Source organism: Paeniglutamicibacter kerguelensis (assembly GCF_017876535.1).
Lineage (GTDB): Bacteria > Actinomycetota > Actinomycetes > Actinomycetales > Micrococcaceae > Paeniglutamicibacter > Paeniglutamicibacter kerguelensis.
In genome coordinates this window covers 4,129,094-4,149,691 of the sequence record NZ_JAGIOF010000001.1, presented here as the reverse complement: position 1 = coordinate 4,149,691, position 20,598 = coordinate 4,129,094, and the positions used below count along the sequence as shown (strand labels likewise).

The following is a 20,598-nucleotide window of genomic DNA, read 5'->3' as shown; positions in this document are numbered from 1 at the left end:
AGGCTGAGTGCACTATGCAACGCAATCGACTTATTGCCCTCGCTACGGCAGGCGCCGCGGGCGCCGCTGCGACTTTGAGTTGGCTCTCCGTGCGGAGGCTCGTTGACCGCAACCGGCCCGAGGTCCTGACGCCAAAAGTCGGTATCACGACGTCCGCCCGCAAGATTGCGCTGGTGCTCAATCCGACCAAGTCCGGCACCGAACAAGCGGCCTCCGCCGTTGAACACGTGTGTGCCGAAGCAGGGCTCGCCGCACCCATGGTCCTTGAAACCGAACCCGACGACCCAGGACAGGGCGCCGCACGCCGGGCACTGGATGCCGGATGCGACGTGGTCATCGCGGCAGGCGGCGACGGGACCGTCCGTGCCGTGGCAGAAGTCCTCAGGGGCACCGAGGCCAGTCTGGGGCTCATTCCGCTGGGCACGGGGAACTTGCTGGCCAGGAACGTGGATGTTCCGCTCGACGACATTGCAACGGCCGCCTTCGGTGCCGTCCGCGGCCCCGTGCGCTCCATCGACACCGGCAGCATCAGGCTCGAACATGTCGACGGCTCGGAAAGCGAACACGCGTTCCTTGTCATCGCCGGGGTCGGCTCCGACGCCGACGTCATGGACGACACCAACGAAGAGCTCAAGGCCAAGGTGGGCTGGCTCGCATATTCGGAGGCCGGATTCCGGCATCTACCGGGCAAACGCAAGAAGATTTCCATTGCCCTGGACGGCGGCTCCGAGCAGACCCGTAGTGTCCGCTCGGTGCTCTTTGCCAATTGCGGCAAATTGCAGGGCCTGGACTTGGTGCCCGAGGCAAAGATCGACGACGGTGTCCTGGACGTCGTCGTGCTCAGCCCCCGCAGCGCCGCCGGGTGGGGCTGGATCTTCCTGAAGACCGCGTTCAGGGCCCGCGGCGCGATTCCCGTGATGGGCTTCTACCCCTCGGCGTCGCTGTCGCTGCGCTGCCACGAACCGATGAACACGCAGATCGACGGGGATGCGACCGGGTTGGTGAACGGGCTCCGCGTTGACGTGAAGCCCGCCTCACTCAAGATCCGTCTGGCCTAACCGAGCAAACGTTCGCGGAGCCCGCCGACCCAGCTTTGCGCCCGGTTGAAGGCCTCGTCCGAGTTGTGCGCATCCACCGCGGAGGTAAGCCCCGCGGCGGCCGGGTACGACCCAAGGAAACGCAGATCCGGGCACACCCGGTGCAGCCCGGTGAGCGCGTCTGCGACCCGGGCCTGGGCCACGTGCCCGTCAACATCCACCGAGAAGAAGTAGCGGCCCATGCCCTCGCCGGTGGGTCGAGATTCGATGCGGCTGAGGTTCACGCCGCGGACCACGAACTGCTCGAGGATCTCCATCAGCGCGCCTGGCCGGTCCTCCGCCAGCGGCAGGATCACGGTGCTCTTGTCGATGCCCGTCGGCGCCGGGATCGGGCCCGGCCGGGTGACAAGGATGAAGCGGGTCACGGCGCCCTTGTAGTCCTCGATTTCCTCGCGCAGCACCTTCAGCCCGCGCTCCTGCGCCACCAGGGGCGAGCAGATGGCCGCATCGTGGTTGGATTCGCCGTCCAGCAAGGCGATAGCGCCGGCCGCGGTCGAGGACGCCGGAACGAATTCCGCTTGCGGAATATTCGATTCGGCCCAGCCGCGGCACTGCGCCCACGCATGCCCGTGGGTTGAAACGGTGCGGATCTGCTCCAGGGAATCAATGTTTTCCCGCACGGCCAGCACGAAGGTGATCGGGACCAGCGCCTCCGTCACGATCTGCAGCGCGTCGCCCGTGGCGATGGCATCGAGGGTGGTCGAGACGCCGCCCTCCACGGAGTTTTCGATGGGGACCATGGCGGCATCGGCCGCGCCGGAACGGACCTTTTCCAGCGCCGCATTGACGTTCGCCGCCGGGATGCGTTCGGAAGTGCGGGCGTCGGGGACCTGCAGCAGCGCTGCCTCGGTGAAGGTTCCGGCCGGGCCCAAGTAGGTGTAGATCATCGAACCGTTGGCTCCTGACCGTTCTCGCTGCGCAGCGGCAGGCCGGCTTCAAGCCAGTCCCCCATTCCGCCGGCGACGAGCAGGGCCGTGTAGCCCTGGGACACCAGCCATGCAGCGGCCTGGGCCGAGCGGCCTCCGGTCCGGCAGATCACATAGGTGTCTGTGTCAGGGTCGAGTTCCTCGAAACGTACCGGCAATTCCCCCAGCGGAATATGTACGGCGCCTGCGGCGTGGCCTTCGACCCATTCGTAGTCCTCGCGAACGTCGAGGACAAGCGCTCCTGCGGGCACCTGGTCGACGGATACGGTTTCAAAATCACTCATGATTCTCCTTGCGCAGGCGGCATTGTTCTTCTGCAATCCAGCCTATCGCTCCCCCGGGCCCGGTTCCCGTTTGCGTCGCGCCGGAAGCCTGGCGCACCCGGTGCCGAATGATCGGCGTCCGCCGGCCGCGACTCGTACTAGTGTCAATACGTGGGCGTCCCGACTCCCGCCATGAACCACCACGCATTCGACCCGCACCGCACGACCGGAGGAAACCACCTTGAGCGAGATTTCAGGACTCACCGCACTGGAACTCCGTGATGCGCTGGCCGCCGGGGAACTCTCCGCGCGCGAGGTCGGCGGGCACTTCCTGGGGCGCATCGAGGCGCTCAACCCGTCGCTGGGGTCGTTCATCACGGTGACGGCGGACCGGGCAATGGACGAGGCCCGACGCGCGGACGAGGAGTTTGCCGCCAAGCGGGAGCCGCTGCGGGCGCTGCACGGAATGCCGCTGGCCTACAAGGACCTACTTGATGTCGCGGGGGTTCCAACCAGCTACGGCACCGCCGCGCTTCCGGCCCAGGCCGCGGAGAAGGACAACGCGCTGGTTGCCACGCTCTCCGGTGCCGGGGCCATTTCACTGGGAAAGACGCAGGTTCCGGAATTCGGCCTGAGCTGCCATTCGGAAAACGACATTGCGCCTCCCGCGCGGAACCCGCTGAACCCTGCGCTTTCCGCGGGCGGCTCCAGCGGCGGCGAGGCCGCGGCCGTCGCCGCCGGCATGTTGCCGTTCGGCCCCGGCAACGACGGTGGAGGGTCGGTGCGCATCCCCGCCTCCGCCTGCGGGCTGATCGGGCTCAAGCCGGGCCTCGGCACCATCCCGAGCGACGTGCTGGACGGTACGCTGGATGCCTTTGGCGCTCCCCGGCTCACCGTCTCCGGACCGTTGGCGCGCAACGCCCTGGATGCCGCACTGCTCATGGACGCCATGATCGACCCGTCCCAGGGCACCTTCCTGGACACGCTGCGATCCGGCGGCATCGACTCGCTGCGCGGGCTGCGCATCGGGGTCAGCACCGACAGCCCCTTCGCCTCGGCCTACCGGATTTCACTGTCCCCCGAGGCGCACGCCGCCCTGAACAAGGCCATCGAGACCCTGAACCGGCGCGCACACCACGTCGAGGAGGCGGAAATCTACTACGACACGATGTATCCCGAGACCTTCTCCACCGTGTGGACCTCCGGACTGGCCGCGGCGCGGCTACCGCCGGGCCGCGAGGAAAAACTGGGAACGCTGGCCCGATCCTTCCGCGAGCGGGCCACCGCCCGCGAGGTCGCGGTCTCCCTGGCCGCCGCCGCCAGGCTCACCGAAATCGCCGCGGATTTCCGTACCCAGTGGGGCCGCTACGACGTGGTGCTCACCCCGGCCATGGCCCACACTCCCCCGGAAATCGGCTACTACACCTCGCAGGACGCCGACACCGACTACATGCGCCAGTGCCAGTACACGCCGTTCACCTCCATGGTGAACGTCTCAGGTTTGCCGGCCGTCACGGTTCCCACGCTGACAACCGCAGACGGCCTGTCCATGGGCGTGCAGATTATCGGTCGGGCGGGGTCGGAAATCCAGCTTTTGGCCCTCGCGGCGCAGCTTTCCGAAATGTGAGATTGGTCAACAAAGTGGGCATGACGCGCCTCACAGGCGAAAAATTGAAGCATGTCTACATCCACCCTGTCTAAGGACCAGTCCTCGACTGGCTTCTTCGGTCACCCCCGCACGCTGTCGAATCTCTTCAGCATCGAGATGTGGGAGCGCTTCTCCTTCTACGGCATGCAAGCGATCCTCGCGTACTACATGTACTTCTCCGTTGCAGAAGGCGGACTTGGACTACCCAAGGAACTGGCACTCTCGCTGGTCGGCGCCTACGGCGGCGCCGTCTATCTGAGCACCATCCTCGGAGCCTGGCTCGCCGACCGCGTCCTCGGATCCGAGAAGGTCCTGCTGTACTCGGCATTCCTGATCATGGCCGGCCACATCGGCCTTGCCTTGATCCCTGGCGCCGCGGGCCTGGCCATCGGCCTGATCCTTGTTGCCATCGGCTCCGGCGGCTTGAAGGCCAACGCCACCGCGCTCGTCGGCTCGCTGTACTCCAAGGAAGACACCCGCCGCGATGCAGGCTTCTCCATCTTCTACATGGGCGTCAACATCGGCGGTTTCCTCGGCCCGATCTTGACCGGCTTCCTGCACAAGACCTGGGGCTTCCACGTCGGCTTCGCAGCCGCCGCGGTTGGCATGGCCATCGGCGTCGCCATCTACATGATGGGCCGCAAGAACCTTCCGGCATCGGTCCACGAGGTCATCAACCCGCTGCCGGCCAACGAACGCATGAAGTACGTCTGGATCGTCGCCGCGTTCATCGCCGTGGTGGTTGCACTCTTCGCGTTGAAGATCGTCACCGTCGAAACCCTTGCCATGACGATCGCCTACGCGGTCATCATCGCCTCGGTCGTCTACTTCACGATCATGCTGCGCTCCAAGCGCATCACGACCACCGAGCGCAAGCACGTGCTGGCCTTCATCCCGCTGTACATCGCTTCGGCCGCATTCTGGGCACTGTTCCAGCAGCAGTTCACATTCATCGCCGTGTACTCGGAAGAACGCCTGGACCGCACACTGTTCGGCTGGGAAGTTCCGGCCTCTTGGGTCCAGTCGATCAACCCGGTCTTCATCATCATCCTGGCCGCCGCCTTCGCCGCAATGTGGACCAAGCTGGGCACCCGCCAGCCGGGCACCGTCATCAAGTTCGCGCTCTCGCTGTTCATCGTGGGACTGGCGTTCCTGGCCTTCATCCCGCTTGAGTCCTTCGAGAAGACCCCGCTGATGGCCCTGGTCGGCATCCTGATGCTTTGCACCCTGGCCGAGCTGCTGCTGAGCCCGATCGGCCAGTCCGTGACCACCAAGCTGGCCCCGGCGGTCTTCGGCACGCAGATGATCGCGCTGTTCTTCCTGTCCATTTCGCTGGGCACCACCCTGGCCGGCATCCTTGCCGGCTTCTACACCGAGGGCAACGAGATCACCTACTTCCTGGCCCTCGGCGGAACCGCCATTGTTCTGGGCCTCGCCCTGGCCATCGGCGCACGTCCGCTGAAGAAGCTGATGGGCGAGGTCCGCTAAGCAGCGCACCGAGCCCCAACAAAAATGGTGGTTTTGCCGAAATGAACTGGCCCCCGAAAGTTGGACTCGGTAAGTAAAAGTCTACGCAGCGAGTGCCTGGGCCCGATATTCCATCGGGCTCAGGCACTCGAGCGTTAACGAGATGCGCTCGGTGTTGTACCAGCGGATGTAGTCCTTCAGGTCGGTGGTGAACGCCTCGATGCCGGCGTGCTCGTGGTGGTGGAACATTTCTTCCTTCAGGTGCCCGAAGAAGTTCTCCATCACCGCGTTGTCCAGGCAGTTGCCCTTGCGCGACATGGACTGGGCCATCCCGGCGTCGCTGAGGAGCTTCTGCCAGCTGGAGTGCTGGTACTGGAATCCCTGGTCCGAGTGCACCATCGGGGCCTCGCCGGCGGCCAGGGTCTCGATGGCCCCGATGAGTGATTGGTTGGTGAAGGCGACGGTCGGCGACTCCGAAACCGAGTAGGAAACGATCGAACGGTCAAAGAGGTCCATGACGGGCGAGAGGTAGACCTTGCGGTCCGCGACCTTGAACTCGGTCACGTCGGTCACCCACTTCAGGTTCGGCGCCGCGGTGTCGAACTCGCGCTTGAGCTTGTTCTCGGCGATCTTGCCGACCTGGCCCTTGTCGGAGGAGTAGCGGCGGCGGCTGCGGACCGTGCAGGCCAGGTTTTCCTCGCGCATCAGTTTCAGCACGGTCTTGCGGGCCACGTGCCGGCCCTCGCGGGCCAGGGTGGCGTGGATGCGCCGGTGCCCGTAGCGGCCCTTGGCCTCGGTGAAGATCCCGTGGATCCGGGTGCGGAGTTCCGCGTGCCGGTCAGGGGTCTTGAGTGCTGCCTGGCGGTGGAAGAACGTGGAACGGGGCAGCCCTGCCGCGGCCAGGAGCAGGGGCAGGGGGTGGGATGCCTTGAGGGCGATCACCGCGCTGATCTTCAGCGCGGTGGGTGGTTCCTCAAGGCCCGCACTTTTTTTAGGTAGGCGTTCTCGGCCTGCAGGCGCTGGTTCTCGCGGCGCAGCTTCTCGAGCTCTGTGAGTTCGGTCGGCTCGGGACTGGATGCCGCCCTCGGTCGGCCCTTGGGCTTGGGGCGCAGTCCGTCCTCGCCCTGTTCCCGGTATATTTTCGCCCAGTTGCGGACCTGGGCCGGGGAATTCAGCTGGTGCTTGAGGGCAAGGTCCATCGCGGTCGCATCGCCGGAGAGGTACCGGCGGACGAGCTCGAGCTTGAACTCGAAGGAATACACCTGCTTGGTCGGTTTGCCTTCCAACGCTGCCCTACCCCAAATCCTGAAACGTTCCCCGAGCTTCTCAACGGCACCGGCGCTGACTCCAAGTCTTGAGGATACCGCGACATGCCCGAATCCTTCCTCGAAGAGATCGACGGCGGCCAGCCGTTGCTCGGCGGTCAATGAACTATGTGGATACATGAAAAACTCCCCGGAAGTATGGAACTGAATTATTCAGTCCAACTTCCGGGGAGCAGTTCAAAATGCAAAACCACCATTTTTGTTTCCACGAGGCTCGGCGGGAACGCCGCCGCCGTTCGTCGTCTAGAGACTGACGCTTGCAGCGCCGGCAAACGCCGCCAAGAATCCGGCGAAGACCAGGAACCCGATGGCCAAGCCCACGTAGCCTGTGACCAGGCCGGCAATGGCGAAGCCCCGGTGCGGCCTTTCACGGCGCAGCGACAGATGCCCGCAAACGACGGCGGCCAGCTGGGGCAGGAACAGCATGCCGGTGGTCAACAGGCCGAGGATGCCCGCCACCATCGAGATGATGCCCAGGACATTCGAAACACCCGTTGCGGATGCGTGGCCCATCGGCTGCCCGTGCATCGGCTGCTGCTGCGCATAGGGGCCGGCCTGCGGATTCACCTGCGGCGCGTGGGGCGGCTGGTTCGGGTACGGGTTCTGCGGGGTTCCCGGCGGGGCGTACAAGGGCTGGTCCTGGTACGGATTTCCGACCGGGCCCGGCCGGTTGTCCGGCGCGGGTGCCGCCTGGGGACCCTGCGACCACCGGGGATCGTGCGGATCGGCAAAGGATGGCTCGTTCGCGTCGTTGTTCTTCGCGTCCTTCGGGTCCTTCATGGCCTACTCCCAACACCAACCGACCACGGCCTTCGCACGCGGTTTCACTCTCCACTTTATCCAATCGCCGCCCTCAGCACGTTCACACCGGCCACTCAGGATGCGATGGAAGAGTTGGTTCCATGGGCAAGAAAAGCAACACGAAAACCTCGAACGACCACGGCCAACACCGGGCGGTGCCGCCGTATCTGCTGGCGTCCATGGCCGCATGTGACGGTGCGTGGGAGGCCCCGGAATCGATGCGCACTTTCATGGCCCGTGCACCGCGCGGCGAAGCCAACGATCCCGTCGGGCCGCGGACCCGCACCCGGATTGCCGCCCGCGCCAGGCAAACGCTCCTCCTTGACCAGGCTCTGCGCCACGAACGCCAGCGCGGGGAAACCCCTGCCCAGGCAATCATTATCGAACCTTCCGGAAGCCTGCAACGCACCATCAGCGATGCACAGGGGGTCGAGGTCACCCCGGGCATTTTGGCCCGGGCCGAGGGCGGGGCCCCGGTCGACGACGACGACGTCAACCGGGCCTATGACGGACTCGGCGCAGTCCATGAATTCCTTGCAGACCAGTTCAAGCGTTCCAGCCTGGACGGGGCCGGGCTCGCGTTGCGCGGCACCGTGCACTACGGCCAAGAGTACGACAACGCGTTTTGGGACGGCACGCAAGTGGTCATGGGCGACGGGGACGGGGAGATCTTCAATTCCTTCACCTCCTCGCTCAGCGTCATCGCCCACGAACTGGGCCACGGGCTGCTTCAGTACACGACGAATCTCAAGTACCGCGGCCAGTCCGGGTCCTTGAACGAATCCATTGCCGATGTCCTGGGAGCACTCGTGGAACAATTCGCCGCCGGCGAGGATGCAGCCAGCGCCAGCTGGCTCATCGGCAAGGGCCTGTTCCACCCGCGGGTCAACGCCAAGGCGCTGCGATCCATGGCCGCGCCGGGCACCGCCTACGACGACCCCCTCATAGGTCGTGACCCGCAGCCGGCCCACATGGACTCCTACATCCACACCAAGGAGGACTCCGGTGGCGTGCACCTGAACTCGGGCATTCCGAACCACGCGTTTTACCTTTTTGCAACGGCACTGGGCGGCCACGCGTGGGAACGTGCGGGGTCGGTGTGGTTCAACGTCGTCGTCACCCGGTCGATTCCGGAAGATTCAAACTTCGCGACCTTCGCCGGGCAAACGCTCTTGCAGGCCCGCCGGGACTACGGCGTCGGCTCGGTGGAGGACAAGGCGCTGGCCGCAGCCTGGGATGGCGTGGGAGTGGTTCCGCAGGTCAAGGACGAACAAGAAGCCGCGTGAAACCATGAACGAGTTATTCATTGTGCGGGTGCAACGCAGCGGCGGGGTGGCAGGCATTTCCCGCGCTGGCGTTCTTGAGCTTCATGTCCACGATTCGCCGCCGGAAGACGAGCCCTGGGTTCGACTGGCGAACGGCGCGTTGGAACAGCTTCGCCGCCTCGACACCGACGACGGCGCCGGCCAGGTCCGCGATGCCTTCAACTGGTTCCTCTCCATCGACGGGGAGGACCACCGGGTGCCGGACACCCTGCTGACCGGACCCGCCCGGCAGCTGGCCGAACACGTGATTCGCACGGCCCGTTGATCCCACGGCCCGTTGAACGGGCGGCGCCGGACGTCACATGAGAATATTGGATCATGTCTCACCCTCGAGCCGGCACCCCGGCACTGCCCCAGGACCTGATCGATCTTTCCGCGGTTCGCGACGCCTACTTCTCGATCCACCCGGATGCCTCCGACCCCGCCCAGAAGGTGGCCTTCGGAACCTCCGGACACCGCGGCTCCTCGCTGAACGGATCCTTCAACGAGGACCACATTGCCGCAATCACCCAGGCCATCGTCGAGTACCGTGCCGGACAAGGGATCGCCGGGCCGGTCTTCGTGGGCAAGGACACCCACGCACTCTCGGACCCGGCGCAGGACACCGTCCTTGAGGTCCTTGCCGGAAACGACGTGGTCATCCTCGCCGATTCGCGCAACGGCTGGACCCCCACCCCGGCGCTCAGCCACGCGATCCTCACCCACAATGCCAACCCGTCGGCCGCCCGCGCCGACGGCATCATCATCACCCCGTCGCACAACCCGCCTGCCGACGGCGGCCTGAAGTACAACCCGCCGCACGGCGGCCCCGCGGACACCGACGCCACCTCCTGGATCGCCGGCCGCGCCAACGAACTGCTGGCCAACGGGCTGCGCGGCGTGAAGCGGACCTCCCTGGGCGCAGCCCGGCTGACCGGCAAGATCGGCGCCTTCGACTTCATGGCCTCCTACGTCAACGACCTGCCCTCGGTGCTGGACCTGGACGCGATCCGCAACGCGGGGCTGCGCATCGGCGCCGACCCCATGGGCGGGGCCTCGGTCGACTACTGGGCGGCAATCGCCGAAACCCACAGGCTCGACCTCACGGTGGTGAACCCGGAGGTCGATCCGCGTTTTGCGTTCATGTCGCTGGACACCGACGGCAAGATTCGCATGGACTGCTCCTCGGCATCCGCCATGGCCTCGCTGATTGCCCGCCGCGATTCCTTCGACATCGCCACGGGCAACGACGCCGACGCCGACCGCCACGGCATCGTCACCCCGGATGCCGGGCTGATGAATCCCAACCACTTCCTGGCAGTGGCCATCGACTACCTGTACGCCAACCGCACCGGCTGGAACGCCGACGCCTCGATCGGCAAGACCCTTGTCTCCTCCTCCATGATCGACCGCGTCGCCGCGCAGCTCGGCCGCAAGCTGGTGGAGGTGCCGGTGGGCTTCAAGTGGTTCGTCCCGGGCCTGCTGGACGGCTCCGGCGCCTTCGGCGGCGAGGAATCCGCGGGGGCATCGTTCCTGCGCCACAACGGCAAGGTGTGGACCACCGACAAGGACGGCATCATCATGTCCCTGCTGGCCAGCGAAATCACCGCAACCACCGGCTCCACCCCGTCCCAGCACTACGCGCGCCTGGTCGAAACCCACGGAGCGCCCAGCTACGCGCGCATCGACGCCCCGGCCACCCGCGAGCAGAAAGCAAGGCTCGGCAGCCTGTCGGCAACCGACGTTTCGGCCGACGAGCTCGCCGGAGAACCCATCACGGCACGCCTGACCGAGGCCCCGGGCAACGGGGCGAAGATCGGCGGCCTGAAGGTCACCACCGAAAACGCCTGGTTTGCCGCGCGCCCCTCCGGGACGGAGGACGTGTACAAGATCTACGCCGAGTCCTTCCTCGGCGACGAGCACCTGGCCCGGGTGCAGGCCGAGGCCAAGACGATCGTTGATTCGGTCCTCGGCTAGGAGCATGCGGACCAAACGGCGGGCGGCCGGCGGGAATCGAATGGATTCCCGCCGGCCGCCCCCGTCTTGGCCACTTTGGCCTTCGCCGCCTAGAGCAGCTTGTCGATGATCTTGCTCTTCGCCCAGGTATACGGCGGGTAGATGGCCTTGAGCGTGTCGACCACCGCGGTCTTGGCCATGACCGGGCGCATCTGCGAGAGGCGCTCGAAACCGTGGCGGCCGTGGTAGGAACCCATGCCGGAGGCCCCGACCCCGCCGAAGGGAAGCCCCGGCACGGCAACGTGCAGGTTCGGGGCGTTGTGCACGATCGCACCGGCACGCACCTGGTCGCCGAAGGACGACTGCAGGCGCGGGTTTTCGCTGAACAGATAGGCGGCCAGCGGGTTGGGGCGCGAGTTGATGAAACGCACCGCCGCGTCGAAGCTGTCGACCTTGAGGATCGGCAGGATCGGCCCGAAGATTTCCTCCTGCATGAGCGGGGAGTCCGGATCGACGTTGATCATCACCGTGGGTTCGATCTTGAGCGTCGCCTCGTCGTATCCGCCGCCGATCACCACCTCCCCGTGCTCCAGGTAGGAGACGAGCCTGTTGAAGTGCGCCCGGTTGACGATCCGCCCGTAGTCGCGGCTGTGCATCGGGGACTTGCCGTAGAACCCGGTGATGGCCTTGGCGAGCTGCTTTTCCAGGGGCTCGGCCGCGTTCCCGACGGCCAACACGTAGTCGGGTGCCACGCAGGTCTGGCCCGCGTTCATGAACTTCCCGTAGGCCAGGCGCCTGGCCACGGCCGCGTGGGAACCGTCCATCACCACGGCCGGGGACTTGCCGCCCAGTTCCAGGGTGACCGGCGTCAGGTGTTCGGCCGCTGCGCGCGCCACGATCCGCCCGACTTTTTCCCCTCCGGTGTAGAAAATGTGGTCGAAATGCTGCTCCAGGAGGACCTTGCTGGTGCCGGCGCCGCCCTGGATCACTGCGTAGGCACGCTGGTCCAGGAACTGCGGGAGCAGCTTCCCCAGCGCGATCGACGTGGCGGGGGCCAATTCGGAGGGCTTGAGCACCGCCACGTTGCCCGCGGCGATGGCCGCAACCAGCGGGGCGAGCATCAGCTGCAGCGGGTAGTTCCACGGGCCGATGACCAGCACCACGCCCAGCGGCTGCGGTTCGATCTTGGCCGCCGCGGGATGCAACGCCAGCGGGATCTTCACGGCCTTGGATTCCATCCACTCCGAAAGGTGCAGCTGGGCGTGGTCGATCTCGGCGCGCACCATGTCGATTTCGGTAAGCTTCGCCTCGACGGCGCTCTTGCCCAGGTCATCGGCCAGCGCATCGATGAAGTCCTGCTGGTGCGCATCCAGCATGCGTTCCAGGGCCTTGAGCTGCGATGCCCTGAAGCGCCGCGGGTGCGCCAAACGCGTGGCCACCACATCGTGCATGGCGTCAACGATTTCGATGATTTTTGCCGGATCCTCCGCGACGACCCGGGGTAGCTCAAGCTCGTTCAACGCCGCGCTCTCGAGGGGAGCCACGGGTTCGGAATTGGAAGGAAAAATGCCCATACCCAGAGCCTACGGCGAGGCCAGCCGCTCCGACAGTGTGCCGCGCCCGGCGTGCCGTACCCTAATCGCCGGCGGAAGAAATGTAGTTGCACTGCAGGCCCGGTCGTGGGATAGGCTCGCGCTTAGTGACACGGGGTGTTGGGCGCATGGGCGCCCAACTGAGATAAGACCCGTCGCACCTGATCTAGTTCGTACTAGCGGAGGGATGTTGCTAATGGAATCCATTGCGCCTTCATTTGTTGTAAGCCCCGGCGAGTTGGCCGACTGCGTGTCGGCCCTGCGCGCCTCCACCCCCCTGATCCAGTGCATCAGCAACAGCGTGGTCACCAATTTCACGGCCAATGTGCTGCTGGCCGCCGGCGCCTCGCCGGCCATGGCCGACCTGCCCGGGGAGGCCGGCGATTTTGCCGCGATTGCCTCCGGAACCCTCATCAACCTGGGCACCCCCTACGCCGAACAGCGTGCCGGTGCCCTTGAGGCCGTCACTGCGGCCAACGCCGCGGGCACGCCATGGGTACTGGACCCGGTTGCCGTGGGGTCCCTGCGGGTCCGCACCGAGCTGGCCTTCGAGCTGCGCGGTCTGAACCCGACAGCCATCCGCGGCAACGCCTCCGAAATCATGGTGCTTGCGGAGTCCGGCAACGGCGGCCGCGGGGTCGAGTCCACGGATTCGGTGGAATCCGCCGCATCCCATGCCCGGTCCCTGGCCTTGCTCACCGGTGCCGTCGTTGCGGTTTCCGGCCCGCGGGACCTGGTGACCGACGGCACGCGGACCGTGCTGGTGCACGGCGGCAGCAGCCTGTTGACGCGTGTGACCGGCGGCGGATGCGCCCTCGGGGCAATCTGCGCGGCATTCCTTGCGGTCCACGACGACCCGCTGGTCGCGACAGTCGCGGCACATGCGTTCTACTCGGCCGCCGCCGAACGCGCTGAACTTCTCAGCAACGGGCCCGGCACCTTCGCCGTGAACTTCCTCGACGCGCTGGCCCTGGTCGGCCCGCAGGAACTCAAGGAAAAGGCGGTGCTTTCCTGATGCGGGAACTCAGCGTCTACCTGGTTGCCGATTCGGCCTCGACCGCCGGCCGGCCCCTGGATGAAATCATTGCGGCCGCGGTTGCCGGCGGAGTCAAGACGGTCCAGCTGCGATGCAAGGACATGCCGGCGGCCCAGTTCCTGGAGGTGGTCCGCAAGTCCTCCGTCCACACCGCCGGACGCGCCGACCTGCTGGTCAACGACCGCGTCGACGTGTACCTGGCGGCCCGAGCCGCGGGCGCCAGCGTGCAGGGTGTGCACATCGGCCAGTCCGACATCCCCGCCGAACTGGTCCGCGCGCTGATCGGCCCCGACGCGGTGCTGGGCCTGAGCGCCTCCAAGGATGCGCAGATCGCCGCCGCCAACGAACTCAACGCCCGCTTCCCCGGCACCATCGACTACCTGGGCGTCGGGGCGGTCCATGCAACCCCCACCAAGAAGGACCATCCCGAACCGCTCGGCCATGCGGGCCTGGCCCGGGCCGTCGGCCAGAGCACGCTGCCGTGTGTGGCCATCGGCGGCCTCTCAATGGCCGACGTCGACGGCATCGTCGCCAGCGGGGCGGCCGGCATGGCCGTGGTCCGCGCGATTTGCGCGGCGGAGGACCCGCAGGCCGCCAGCAGCGAACTGCTCGGCGCCTGGGAAGGTGCGACCCGATGAGCCAAGACATCAAGAACATCCTGTCCATTGCGGGTTCCGACCCCTCCGGCGGCGCCGGCATCCAGGCTGACCTGAAATCGATTGCCGCCTGCGGCGGCTACGGAATGGCCGTCGTCAGCGCGCTCACGGCCCAGAACACCCACGGGGTGCGGGCCGTCCACGTGCCGCCGGCGCCATTCCTGAACGAACAACTGCTTGCGGTGTCCGACGACATCGCCATCGATGCCATCAAGATCGGCATGCTGGCCAACGCAGGCATCATCGGAACGCTTACCGACTGGCTTGCCGCAGTGCGCCTCTCCTCCCCGGTTCCGGTGGTCCTTGACCCGGTGATGATCGCGACCAGCGGGGACCGGCTGCTCGACGCCGATGCCGAGGACGCCCTGCGCCGGCTCATGGAACACGCCGACGTGCTGACCCCGAACATCCCTGAGCTTGCCGTCATCGCCCGCGCGGAGGCCGCAACGACCTGGGAGGAAGTCGTCATCCAGGCCAGGCAGGTCGCCGCAACATATTCGGTGCTGGTGCTGGCCAAGGGCGGCCACCTGGCCGGCTCGGACTGCCCCGATGCGCTGATCGATGCCGACGGGGTGCTGCACGAGGTCGTCTCCCCGCGCCTGGACACCGGGAACACCCACGGCACCGGGTGTTCCTTCTCCTCGGCCCTGGCAACGTTCTACGCACGGACCGGCGACTGGGTCCAGTCGCTCACCGCGTCCAAGCGGTGGCTGACAGCGGCGATCGCCGGAGCGGACCAGTTGCGGGTCGGCAGCGGGCACGGCCCGGTCAACCACCTGGGCCAGCTCTGGGCCGGCGCACCGCTGGCGACCGCCAACGACTCGATGTGGCTGTGGTGGGAAGCCATCGAATCCATCCGCAGCGGAATCGACGGCCTTGCATTCATCCGCGGGCTGAAGGACGGCACGCTGGGGCGCGCGGACTTCGAGGACTACCTGGGGCAGGACGCCCTGTACCTGCGCACCTACGCGCGGGTCATGTCGCGGGCCTCTGAGCTGGCGCCGACCACCGAGGACCAGCGGTTCTGGGCGGCGAATGCGAGCGGCTGCCTGGAGGAGGAGCTCAAGCTGCACCGCGGGCGGCTGGAGGAACGGGTTCCGGAACCCAGCGCCACAACCACCGCCTACCTGAACCACTTGGTGTCGTGCTCCAACGACTACGCGGTGCTGGTTGCCGCCCTGCTTCCGTGTTTCTGGATCTACCAGGACGTCGGTTCGCGGCTCGCCGCGGCAAACCACGACTCCCACCCGTACAACGACTGGCTGGCCACCTATTCCTCCCCCGAGTTCGACAAGTCGACGGCCCAGGCCATCGAGGTTGCCCGGGTGCTCTTCGACGCGGCGGACCAACGGACGCGCACGAACATGTGGAAGGCATTCGAGGCATCAAGCGCCCACGAGCTGTACTTCTTCGCGCAGACGGCCGCCGACCGGCAAGGTGTCGATCACGGAACCAAGTGAGTAAAATGCCAAACGGGTTTCAACGTATTTCGTTCCACGTGAAACCCGTTTGGCATCACTCATCTTGAACTCTCGCGCCCGGAAGGCACCCATGAGCAACCGATTCGGCATTGGCTGGAAACTGCACGGCAACGGCAAGACCATTACTCCCGGGACGGTGGTTGCTCCCGACGAGCGCCTGCATTGGCCGCAGACCATCTCCATCGGCGTGCAGCATGTCATGGCCATGTTCGGTTCCACGGTCCTGGTCCCGGCCATCACCGGTTTCCCGGCGACCACCACGCTGTTCTTCTCCGGCGTCGGCACCCTCCTGTTCCTGGTCATCACCGCCGGCCGGGTGCCAAGCTACCTGGGTTCTTCCTTTGCCTTCCTTGCCCCGGTGTCCGCCGCCATGGCCTCCGGCTACGGCATGGCCGGCGCGCTGGGCGGGATCGTGGTTTCGGGTGCCGCACTGTTCGTCATCGGGCTGATCGTCCAGAAGTCGGGCACGGGATGGATCCACGCGTTGATGCCCCCGGTGGTCATGGGCACCATCGTGGCGCTGATCGGCTTGAACCTGGCCTCGGCGACGCTCAAGCCGATGCAGGAGTTCCCGCTGACCACGTTCAGCACCGTGCTGGCCATTGCCGTCTCGGCGGTGCTGTTCAAGGGCCTGCTGGGCCGCCTGTCGATCCTCGTCGGCCTGGTCGTTGGCTATCTGGTGGCGTTGGCCCAGGGCCAGGTCGACTTCGCGCCGATCGGGGAGGCCGCGGTGTTCGGCCTTCCCGCCTTCACCACCCCGACCTTCCACCTCGAGACGCTGTTGGTCTTCCTGCCCGTGGTGTTCGTCCTGATCGCCGAAAACATCGGCCACGTGAAGACCGTCGGCCTGATGACCGGCCGCGACCTCGACGACGTCAACGGACGCGCCCTCATGGCAGACGGCGCGGCGACGATGCTCGCCGGCTTCGGCGGCGGTTCGGGCACCACCACCTACGCCGAAAACATCGGCGTCATGGCTTCCTCCCGCGTGTACTCGACCGCCGCCTACTGGGTGGCCGGCTTCGTGGCCATCGCGGTGGCCTTCTTCCCGAAGTTCGGCGCCGTCATCAACACCATTCCGGCAGGTGTTTCCGGCGGCGCGGGCATCGTGCTCTACGGCATGATCGGCGTCATCGGCGCGCGCCTCTGGGTGCAGAACAAGGTCGACTTCTCCAACCCGATCAACCTGATGACCGCGGGAACCGGCCTGATCATTGCCATCGCCATCACCACGTACCTGGAGATCGGTTCGGTCCAGCTCGGCGGCATCGCCCTGGGCACCATCGCGACGCTTGTGGTCTTCCACCTGATGCGCACCATCGCCCGTGCCCGCGGCACGGAGCCCACCGACATCGAGGAAATCGGCGGCGCCACCCACTCGAAGATCGGCTGACCACGCATAAACGAGAAGCCCGGCGAAAGTTCCTCTTGGCCTTTTCGCCGGGCTTCTAGCGTTTTGCCGGCCACCCGCGGTCCGCAAATGATGCTGTGATCAGGTGACAACGATCGGCGGCTCGGCCTGGAGCTCCTCTTCATGCGTCAGCTTCTTGATGCTGGAGGTCAGCGGCGAGCCGTCCTCCCGCTGCATGGCAAAGACCGAGTCGATGCTGGGCGCGCCCTCCAGCAAAGGCCCCTGACCCTGCAGCGGGATGCACAGGAGCGGCGATTCCCGCGTCAGGGCGTACTCCGTGCCCCGCAGGAAGAACGTCACCGGCAATTCGCTGTCGATCGTTTCGGCCGTGAGTTCCGCCGTGAAAACATCAGGCTCCACCCGGAACCGGACCTCGTTTTCGCGCCACCGCAGGGAAAACTGCAAGGCATTCCAGCCGACCGGCAGCCTGGGGTCGAACCGCAGCTCCCCCGTGTCGTCGCGCAGTCCGCCGAATCCATAGACCAGGGCCGCCCAGACGCCGCCGGTGGAGGCCACGTGCACCCCGTCCGCGGTATTTCCGTGCAGATTTTCCAGGTCCACGTTCAGGGCATGCTCAAAGTACTCGTAGGCCAAGTCCCGGTATCCGACTTCGGCCGCCAGGATGGACTGAACCGTGGCCGAAAGCGTTGAATCCCCGGTGGTCAGCGGGTCGTAGTAGTCGAAGTCAGCCAGTTTTTCTTCGTCGCTGAAGTCCGAGGAGCGCAGCCACAACGCCATCACCGTGTCGGCCTGCTTCAGCACCTGGAACCGGTAGATCACCAGCGGGTGGTAGTGCAGCAGCAGGGGGCGGTGCTCGGCCGGGGTTCCCGTCACGTCCCACACCTCGCGGTTGAGGAATCCTGCATCCTGCGGGTGGATTCCCACCGATTCGGAGAACGGGATGTGCATGGCGTCCGCGGCCCGGAGCCATTGGTCGATTTCGTCCTGGGTCAGGGAAAGCTCCCCGGTGATCCGCGCATGGTCCTCGGGGAACTCCTCGGCCAGGTATCCCATGAGCCGCACCGCATAGTGCAGGTTGAAGCGGGCCATGACGTTGGTGAAGGTGTTGTCGTTGACCACGGCGGTGTATTCGTCGGGGCCCGTCACTCCGTGGATGTGGAAGCTGGGCCCGTCGGAGCTGTCGCGCCAGAAACCCAGGGAGCTCCAAAGCCGTGCCGTCTCCACGGCGATTTCGGCGCCGCCGTTGAGCATCAGGCCGGAGTCGCCGCTGGCCCGCACATACCTTGCCAATGAATAAACCACGTCCGCGTTGATGTGATACTGCGCCGTTCCCGCGGGATAGTAGGCACTGGCTTCCTCGCCGTTGATGGTGCGCCACGGGAAGAGGATGCCGTGCTCGTTGAGCGTTGCGGCGCGCCGGCGCGCGGCCGGAATCATGCTCACCCGGGCCCTCAGTGCGTTGCGGGCCCACTGCGGGTTGGTATAGGTCAGGAACGGAAGCACATAGATTTCCGTGTCCCAGAAATAGTGACCGCTATAGCCGTCCCCGGATACGCCCTTGGCGGAGATCCCCATGCCGTCGGCGCGGGCCGAGGCTTGCGCCAATTGGAAGAGATTCCAGCGGATCGCTCGTTGCAGCAGCGGATCGGCGTCCACCACGACATCGGCATGTGACCAAAACTCGCCCAGGAATTCGCGTTGTTTCCAAAAAAGTTCGTCGGCTCCGCGCGGCACCAGGTGCTTCAGCGCCCGGACGCACCTGGTGGTCATTTCCTCCGCGGTGTGCCGGCGCGAGCTATGGTACGAGGCGAATTTATCCATGTGCAGCGCCTGGTCCCGGTCCAGATAGACCGAAACATTGCATTCCGCCTTGGCATCGGCGACTACGTGGGTTTTCTCGATTTCCGGATCGCCGCCCGCGACCCTGACGACGTGTTGAATCGCCGTTGCCACGGACATGTTTGATCCCTTGACGTAGTAGCTGAGGGCCTCGATCTCCCCGTCGTCGTAGGTGCCGCCCGGCTGAAGGCTTTCTTCTCCGCTTTCTTCCTTTTTCCGAGGATCGAAGGCGATTTCACCCGCGTCTGCCTCGGCCGGAGTGATCACCGGGGTTCCCGTGGCCTGACCGATCACTGCGGACTGCACAAAGACGTGTGCCGGGGCATCGAGCAACCTGACGCTGATGCGGAACAAGGCCAGGTGGCGTTCGGAGAATGACACCATGCTGCGGGTCCGCACGGAGACGCGATGGCCCTCCGCCGTGCGCCACAGGGTATCGGAAATAAGCGTTCCGTCCTTGAAATCCAGCCGGAGATCGTCCTTCAGGATTTCGGTCCGTCCGACTTCCAGGGCTTCGTCGTTGATGTACACGCGAACGGTTCTGGCGTCGGGCGCGGCAACCATCGTCTGCCCGGTTTCCGCCAGGCCGAAGGCGGACTCGGCATGGCGGATTTTCCATGTCTCGTGAAGTCCGTTGATGAACATCCCCTTGACGCAATCGCCGATTCCCAGCGAATCCCCGCGCATGCCCAGAAAGCCGTTGCCCAGGGCGAAAACGGTCTGTTCTACGGAAGGGTCGGCGGGTCGGGGATGCTCTCGGCTATAGGACCACGCGTCCAGGTTCCAGGCATCCCTGGCTCTTTTGCCAACAAGCTCGCTGAGGTCGGCAACCACCACATCGGCGCCGGCCTCGCGAAGCGCTTCTGCGGGCTGGTCGCGGGCAACGCCCACCACCAACCCGAAACCGCCCGCGGCGCCCGCCTGGACACCGGAAATGGCATCCTCAATGACCACGCATTCGTTAACGGACCAGCCAAGGTCAAGGGCTGCCGCTTGGAATGTATCAGGGGCAGGCTTTCCCGGCAGGCCACGTTCGGATGCCTGGAGCCCGCCGAGCACAACACTGAATTCATTGCGCAGGCCTGCGGCTTCCAGAACGTCTTCGGCGTTCCGTGATGAAGACACGACCGCAACGTCCAGGCCGGCTTCCTGGATCTGCCGCAGGTAGTCCAGCGAGCCCGGATACGGTTCAATGCCTTGTTCGTGCAGAATGGCACGGAAAACGTCGTTCTTGCGATTGCCCAGCGAACAAACCGATGACTGCCCCGGGGCGTCGGTTTCATGCCCCCACGGCAATTCGATGCCGCGGTCCTTCAGTACCGCGGCCACGCCCTCATAGCGCGGACGTCCGTCCACAAGGGCGAAGTAGTCTTCCTCGGTGTAGGCCCGCGTCTCGCCCAACGCGGTGAAGAATTCATCAAACAACTGCTGCCAGGCTTCTCGGTGGACCTCGGCCGTGGGCGTTAAGACCCCATCCAAATCAAAGAGAACAGCCTTGAAGTCCCGATGCCGATATGGCACGGCGGGTGTGAAGGGTTCACGCATATTGAGATCATCCGTTCCGTGTCGATCGAAGCACCTCGAACGCTAGAATCACGCGATCCACAAGTCAAGGAATACCCGAGGGCCCTCGAATCGGAGGTAGGCCAAGCCTAACCACACGCGCTGTGCGCGAGGCACAAAATTACTGCAATGGTCCTGAAATTTCGATGAATGATTGACGATGCCTTGGGCAATGCTGTCAAAACGTTTCTCCGTAGTTATCCTTTCGTGTCTGCAACAACCCTTGCATTGCCGGCCACCGCTCTGCATCATTGGCACCAGAAGTGCTTCCA

Annotated in this window: 17 protein-coding genes and 1 riboswitch; of the genes, 10 read left to right on the top strand and 7 right to left on the bottom strand. The window is 65.5% G+C overall.

Annotated features, from left to right (window positions below; genetic code table 11):
- Positions 1 to 14: 14 nt before the first annotated feature.
- Entirely contained in the window at positions 15 to 1,058 is a 1,044-nt protein-coding gene (locus JOF47_RS18855; protein WP_210001214.1) for a diacylglycerol/lipid kinase family protein, read from the top strand.
- On the opposite strand, the gene pheA is transcribed toward JOF47_RS18855, so the two are convergent.
- Both pheA and JOF47_RS18845 read right to left on the bottom strand, forming a co-directional pair.
- On the bottom strand, positions 1,055 to 1,984 hold the full coding sequence (pheA, locus tag JOF47_RS18850) for a prephenate dehydratase (RefSeq protein WP_210001211.1): 930 nt from the start codon (positions 1,982 to 1,984) through the stop codon (positions 1,055 to 1,057). The two genes, JOF47_RS18855 and pheA, sit on opposite strands and share 4 nt — an antisense overlap.
- The gene (locus JOF47_RS18845; RefSeq protein ID WP_210001209.1) at positions 1,981 to 2,307 is read right to left on the bottom strand and encodes a rhodanese-like domain-containing protein; all 327 of its coding nucleotides are present in this window, start codon (positions 2,305 to 2,307) and stop codon (positions 1,981 to 1,983) included. Before JOF47_RS18845 ends, pheA begins: the two co-directional genes overlap by 4 nt.
- Before the next feature lie 220 nt (positions 2,308 to 2,527).
- Between JOF47_RS18845 and JOF47_RS18840 the strand changes: the two genes are divergently transcribed.
- Positions 2,528 to 3,913 (top strand): amidase, encoded by a 1,386-nt coding sequence (locus JOF47_RS18840; RefSeq protein WP_210001207.1) that lies wholly within the window; start codon positions 2,528 to 2,530, stop codon positions 3,911 to 3,913.
- Between the two features lie 51 nt (positions 3,914 to 3,964).
- Positions 3,965 to 5,422 (top strand): peptide MFS transporter, encoded by a 1,458-nt coding sequence (locus JOF47_RS18835; protein ID WP_210001205.1) that lies wholly within the window; start codon positions 3,965 to 3,967, stop codon positions 5,420 to 5,422.
- An 81-nt stretch (positions 5,423 to 5,503) separates the two neighbouring features.
- On the opposite strand, the gene JOF47_RS18830 is transcribed toward JOF47_RS18835, so the two are convergent.
- The 3 genes from JOF47_RS18830 to JOF47_RS18825 form a co-directional block, all read right to left on the bottom strand.
- On the bottom strand, positions 5,504 to 6,343 hold the full coding sequence (locus JOF47_RS18830; RefSeq protein ID WP_342592842.1) for an IS3 family transposase: 840 nt from the start codon (positions 6,341 to 6,343) through the stop codon (positions 5,504 to 5,506).
- Between the two features lie 11 nt (positions 6,344 to 6,354).
- Positions 6,355 to 6,846 (bottom strand): helix-turn-helix domain-containing protein, encoded by a 492-nt coding sequence (locus JOF47_RS22030; RefSeq protein WP_245356429.1) that lies wholly within the window; start codon positions 6,844 to 6,846, stop codon positions 6,355 to 6,357.
- A gap of 123 nt (positions 6,847 to 6,969) precedes the next feature.
- Complete coding sequence (locus tag JOF47_RS18825; RefSeq protein ID WP_210001203.1) at positions 6,970 to 7,506, bottom strand: DUF4190 domain-containing protein; 537 nt, start codon at positions 7,504 to 7,506, stop codon at positions 6,970 to 6,972.
- Positions 7,507 to 7,628: 122 nt separating this feature from the next.
- Between JOF47_RS18825 and JOF47_RS18820 the strand changes: the two genes are divergently transcribed.
- Genes JOF47_RS18820 through pgm form a run of 3 tightly spaced genes read left to right on the top strand, consistent with a single transcriptional unit; the run spans position 7,629 to position 10,808 of the window.
- Complete coding sequence (locus JOF47_RS18820; RefSeq protein WP_210001201.1) at positions 7,629 to 8,813, top strand: M4 family metallopeptidase; 1,185 nt, start codon at positions 7,629 to 7,631, stop codon at positions 8,811 to 8,813.
- Positions 8,814 to 8,817: 4 nt separating this feature from the next.
- Positions 8,818 to 9,117, top strand: a complete 300-nt coding sequence (locus JOF47_RS18815) for a protealysin inhibitor emfourin (protein ID WP_210001200.1) — start codon at positions 8,818 to 8,820, stop codon at positions 9,115 to 9,117.
- Between the two features lie 53 nt (positions 9,118 to 9,170).
- A complete protein-coding gene (gene pgm, locus JOF47_RS18810; protein ID WP_210001199.1) occupies positions 9,171 to 10,808 on the top strand; it encodes a phosphoglucomutase (alpha-D-glucose-1,6-bisphosphate-dependent) in 1,638 nt (545 codons plus the stop codon).
- Between the two features lie 89 nt (positions 10,809 to 10,897).
- Here pgm and JOF47_RS18805 read toward each other — a convergent pair whose 3' ends face one another.
- Positions 10,898 to 12,361, bottom strand: a complete 1,464-nt coding sequence (locus tag JOF47_RS18805; protein ID WP_210001198.1) for an aldehyde dehydrogenase family protein — start codon at positions 12,359 to 12,361, stop codon at positions 10,898 to 10,900.
- A 121-nt stretch (positions 12,362 to 12,482) separates the two neighbouring features.
- A riboswitch (TPP riboswitch) is annotated at positions 12,483 to 12,584 on the top strand.
- Between JOF47_RS18805 and thiM the strand changes: the two genes are divergently transcribed.
- The 4 genes from thiM (at position 12,576) to JOF47_RS18790 (ending at position 16,945) form a co-directional block, all read left to right on the top strand.
- Positions 12,576 to 13,394, top strand: coding sequence for a hydroxyethylthiazole kinase (thiM, locus tag JOF47_RS18800; protein ID WP_210001197.1), 819 nt, complete (start codon positions 12,576 to 12,578; stop codon positions 13,392 to 13,394). It overlaps the preceding riboswitch by 9 nt.
- Positions 13,394 to 14,053 (top strand): thiamine phosphate synthase, encoded by a 660-nt coding sequence (gene thiE / locus JOF47_RS22025; protein ID WP_245356428.1) that lies wholly within the window; start codon positions 13,394 to 13,396, stop codon positions 14,051 to 14,053. The genes thiM and thiE overlap by 1 nt, the downstream gene beginning before the upstream one ends.
- Complete coding sequence (thiD, locus tag JOF47_RS18795; protein ID WP_245356427.1) at positions 14,050 to 15,531, top strand: bifunctional hydroxymethylpyrimidine kinase/phosphomethylpyrimidine kinase; 1,482 nt, start codon at positions 14,050 to 14,052, stop codon at positions 15,529 to 15,531. The genes thiE and thiD overlap by 4 nt, the downstream gene beginning before the upstream one ends.
- A gap of 91 nt (positions 15,532 to 15,622) precedes the next feature.
- On the top strand, positions 15,623 to 16,945 hold the full coding sequence (locus JOF47_RS18790) for a uracil-xanthine permease family protein (protein WP_210001196.1): 1,323 nt from the start codon (positions 15,623 to 15,625) through the stop codon (positions 16,943 to 16,945).
- Between the two features lie 99 nt (positions 16,946 to 17,044).
- Here JOF47_RS18790 and JOF47_RS18785 read toward each other — a convergent pair whose 3' ends face one another.
- A complete protein-coding gene (locus JOF47_RS18785; protein WP_210001195.1) occupies positions 17,045 to 20,308 on the bottom strand; it encodes an HAD-IA family hydrolase in 3,264 nt (1,087 codons plus the stop codon).
- Between the last annotated feature and the right edge of the window lie 290 nt (positions 20,309 to 20,598).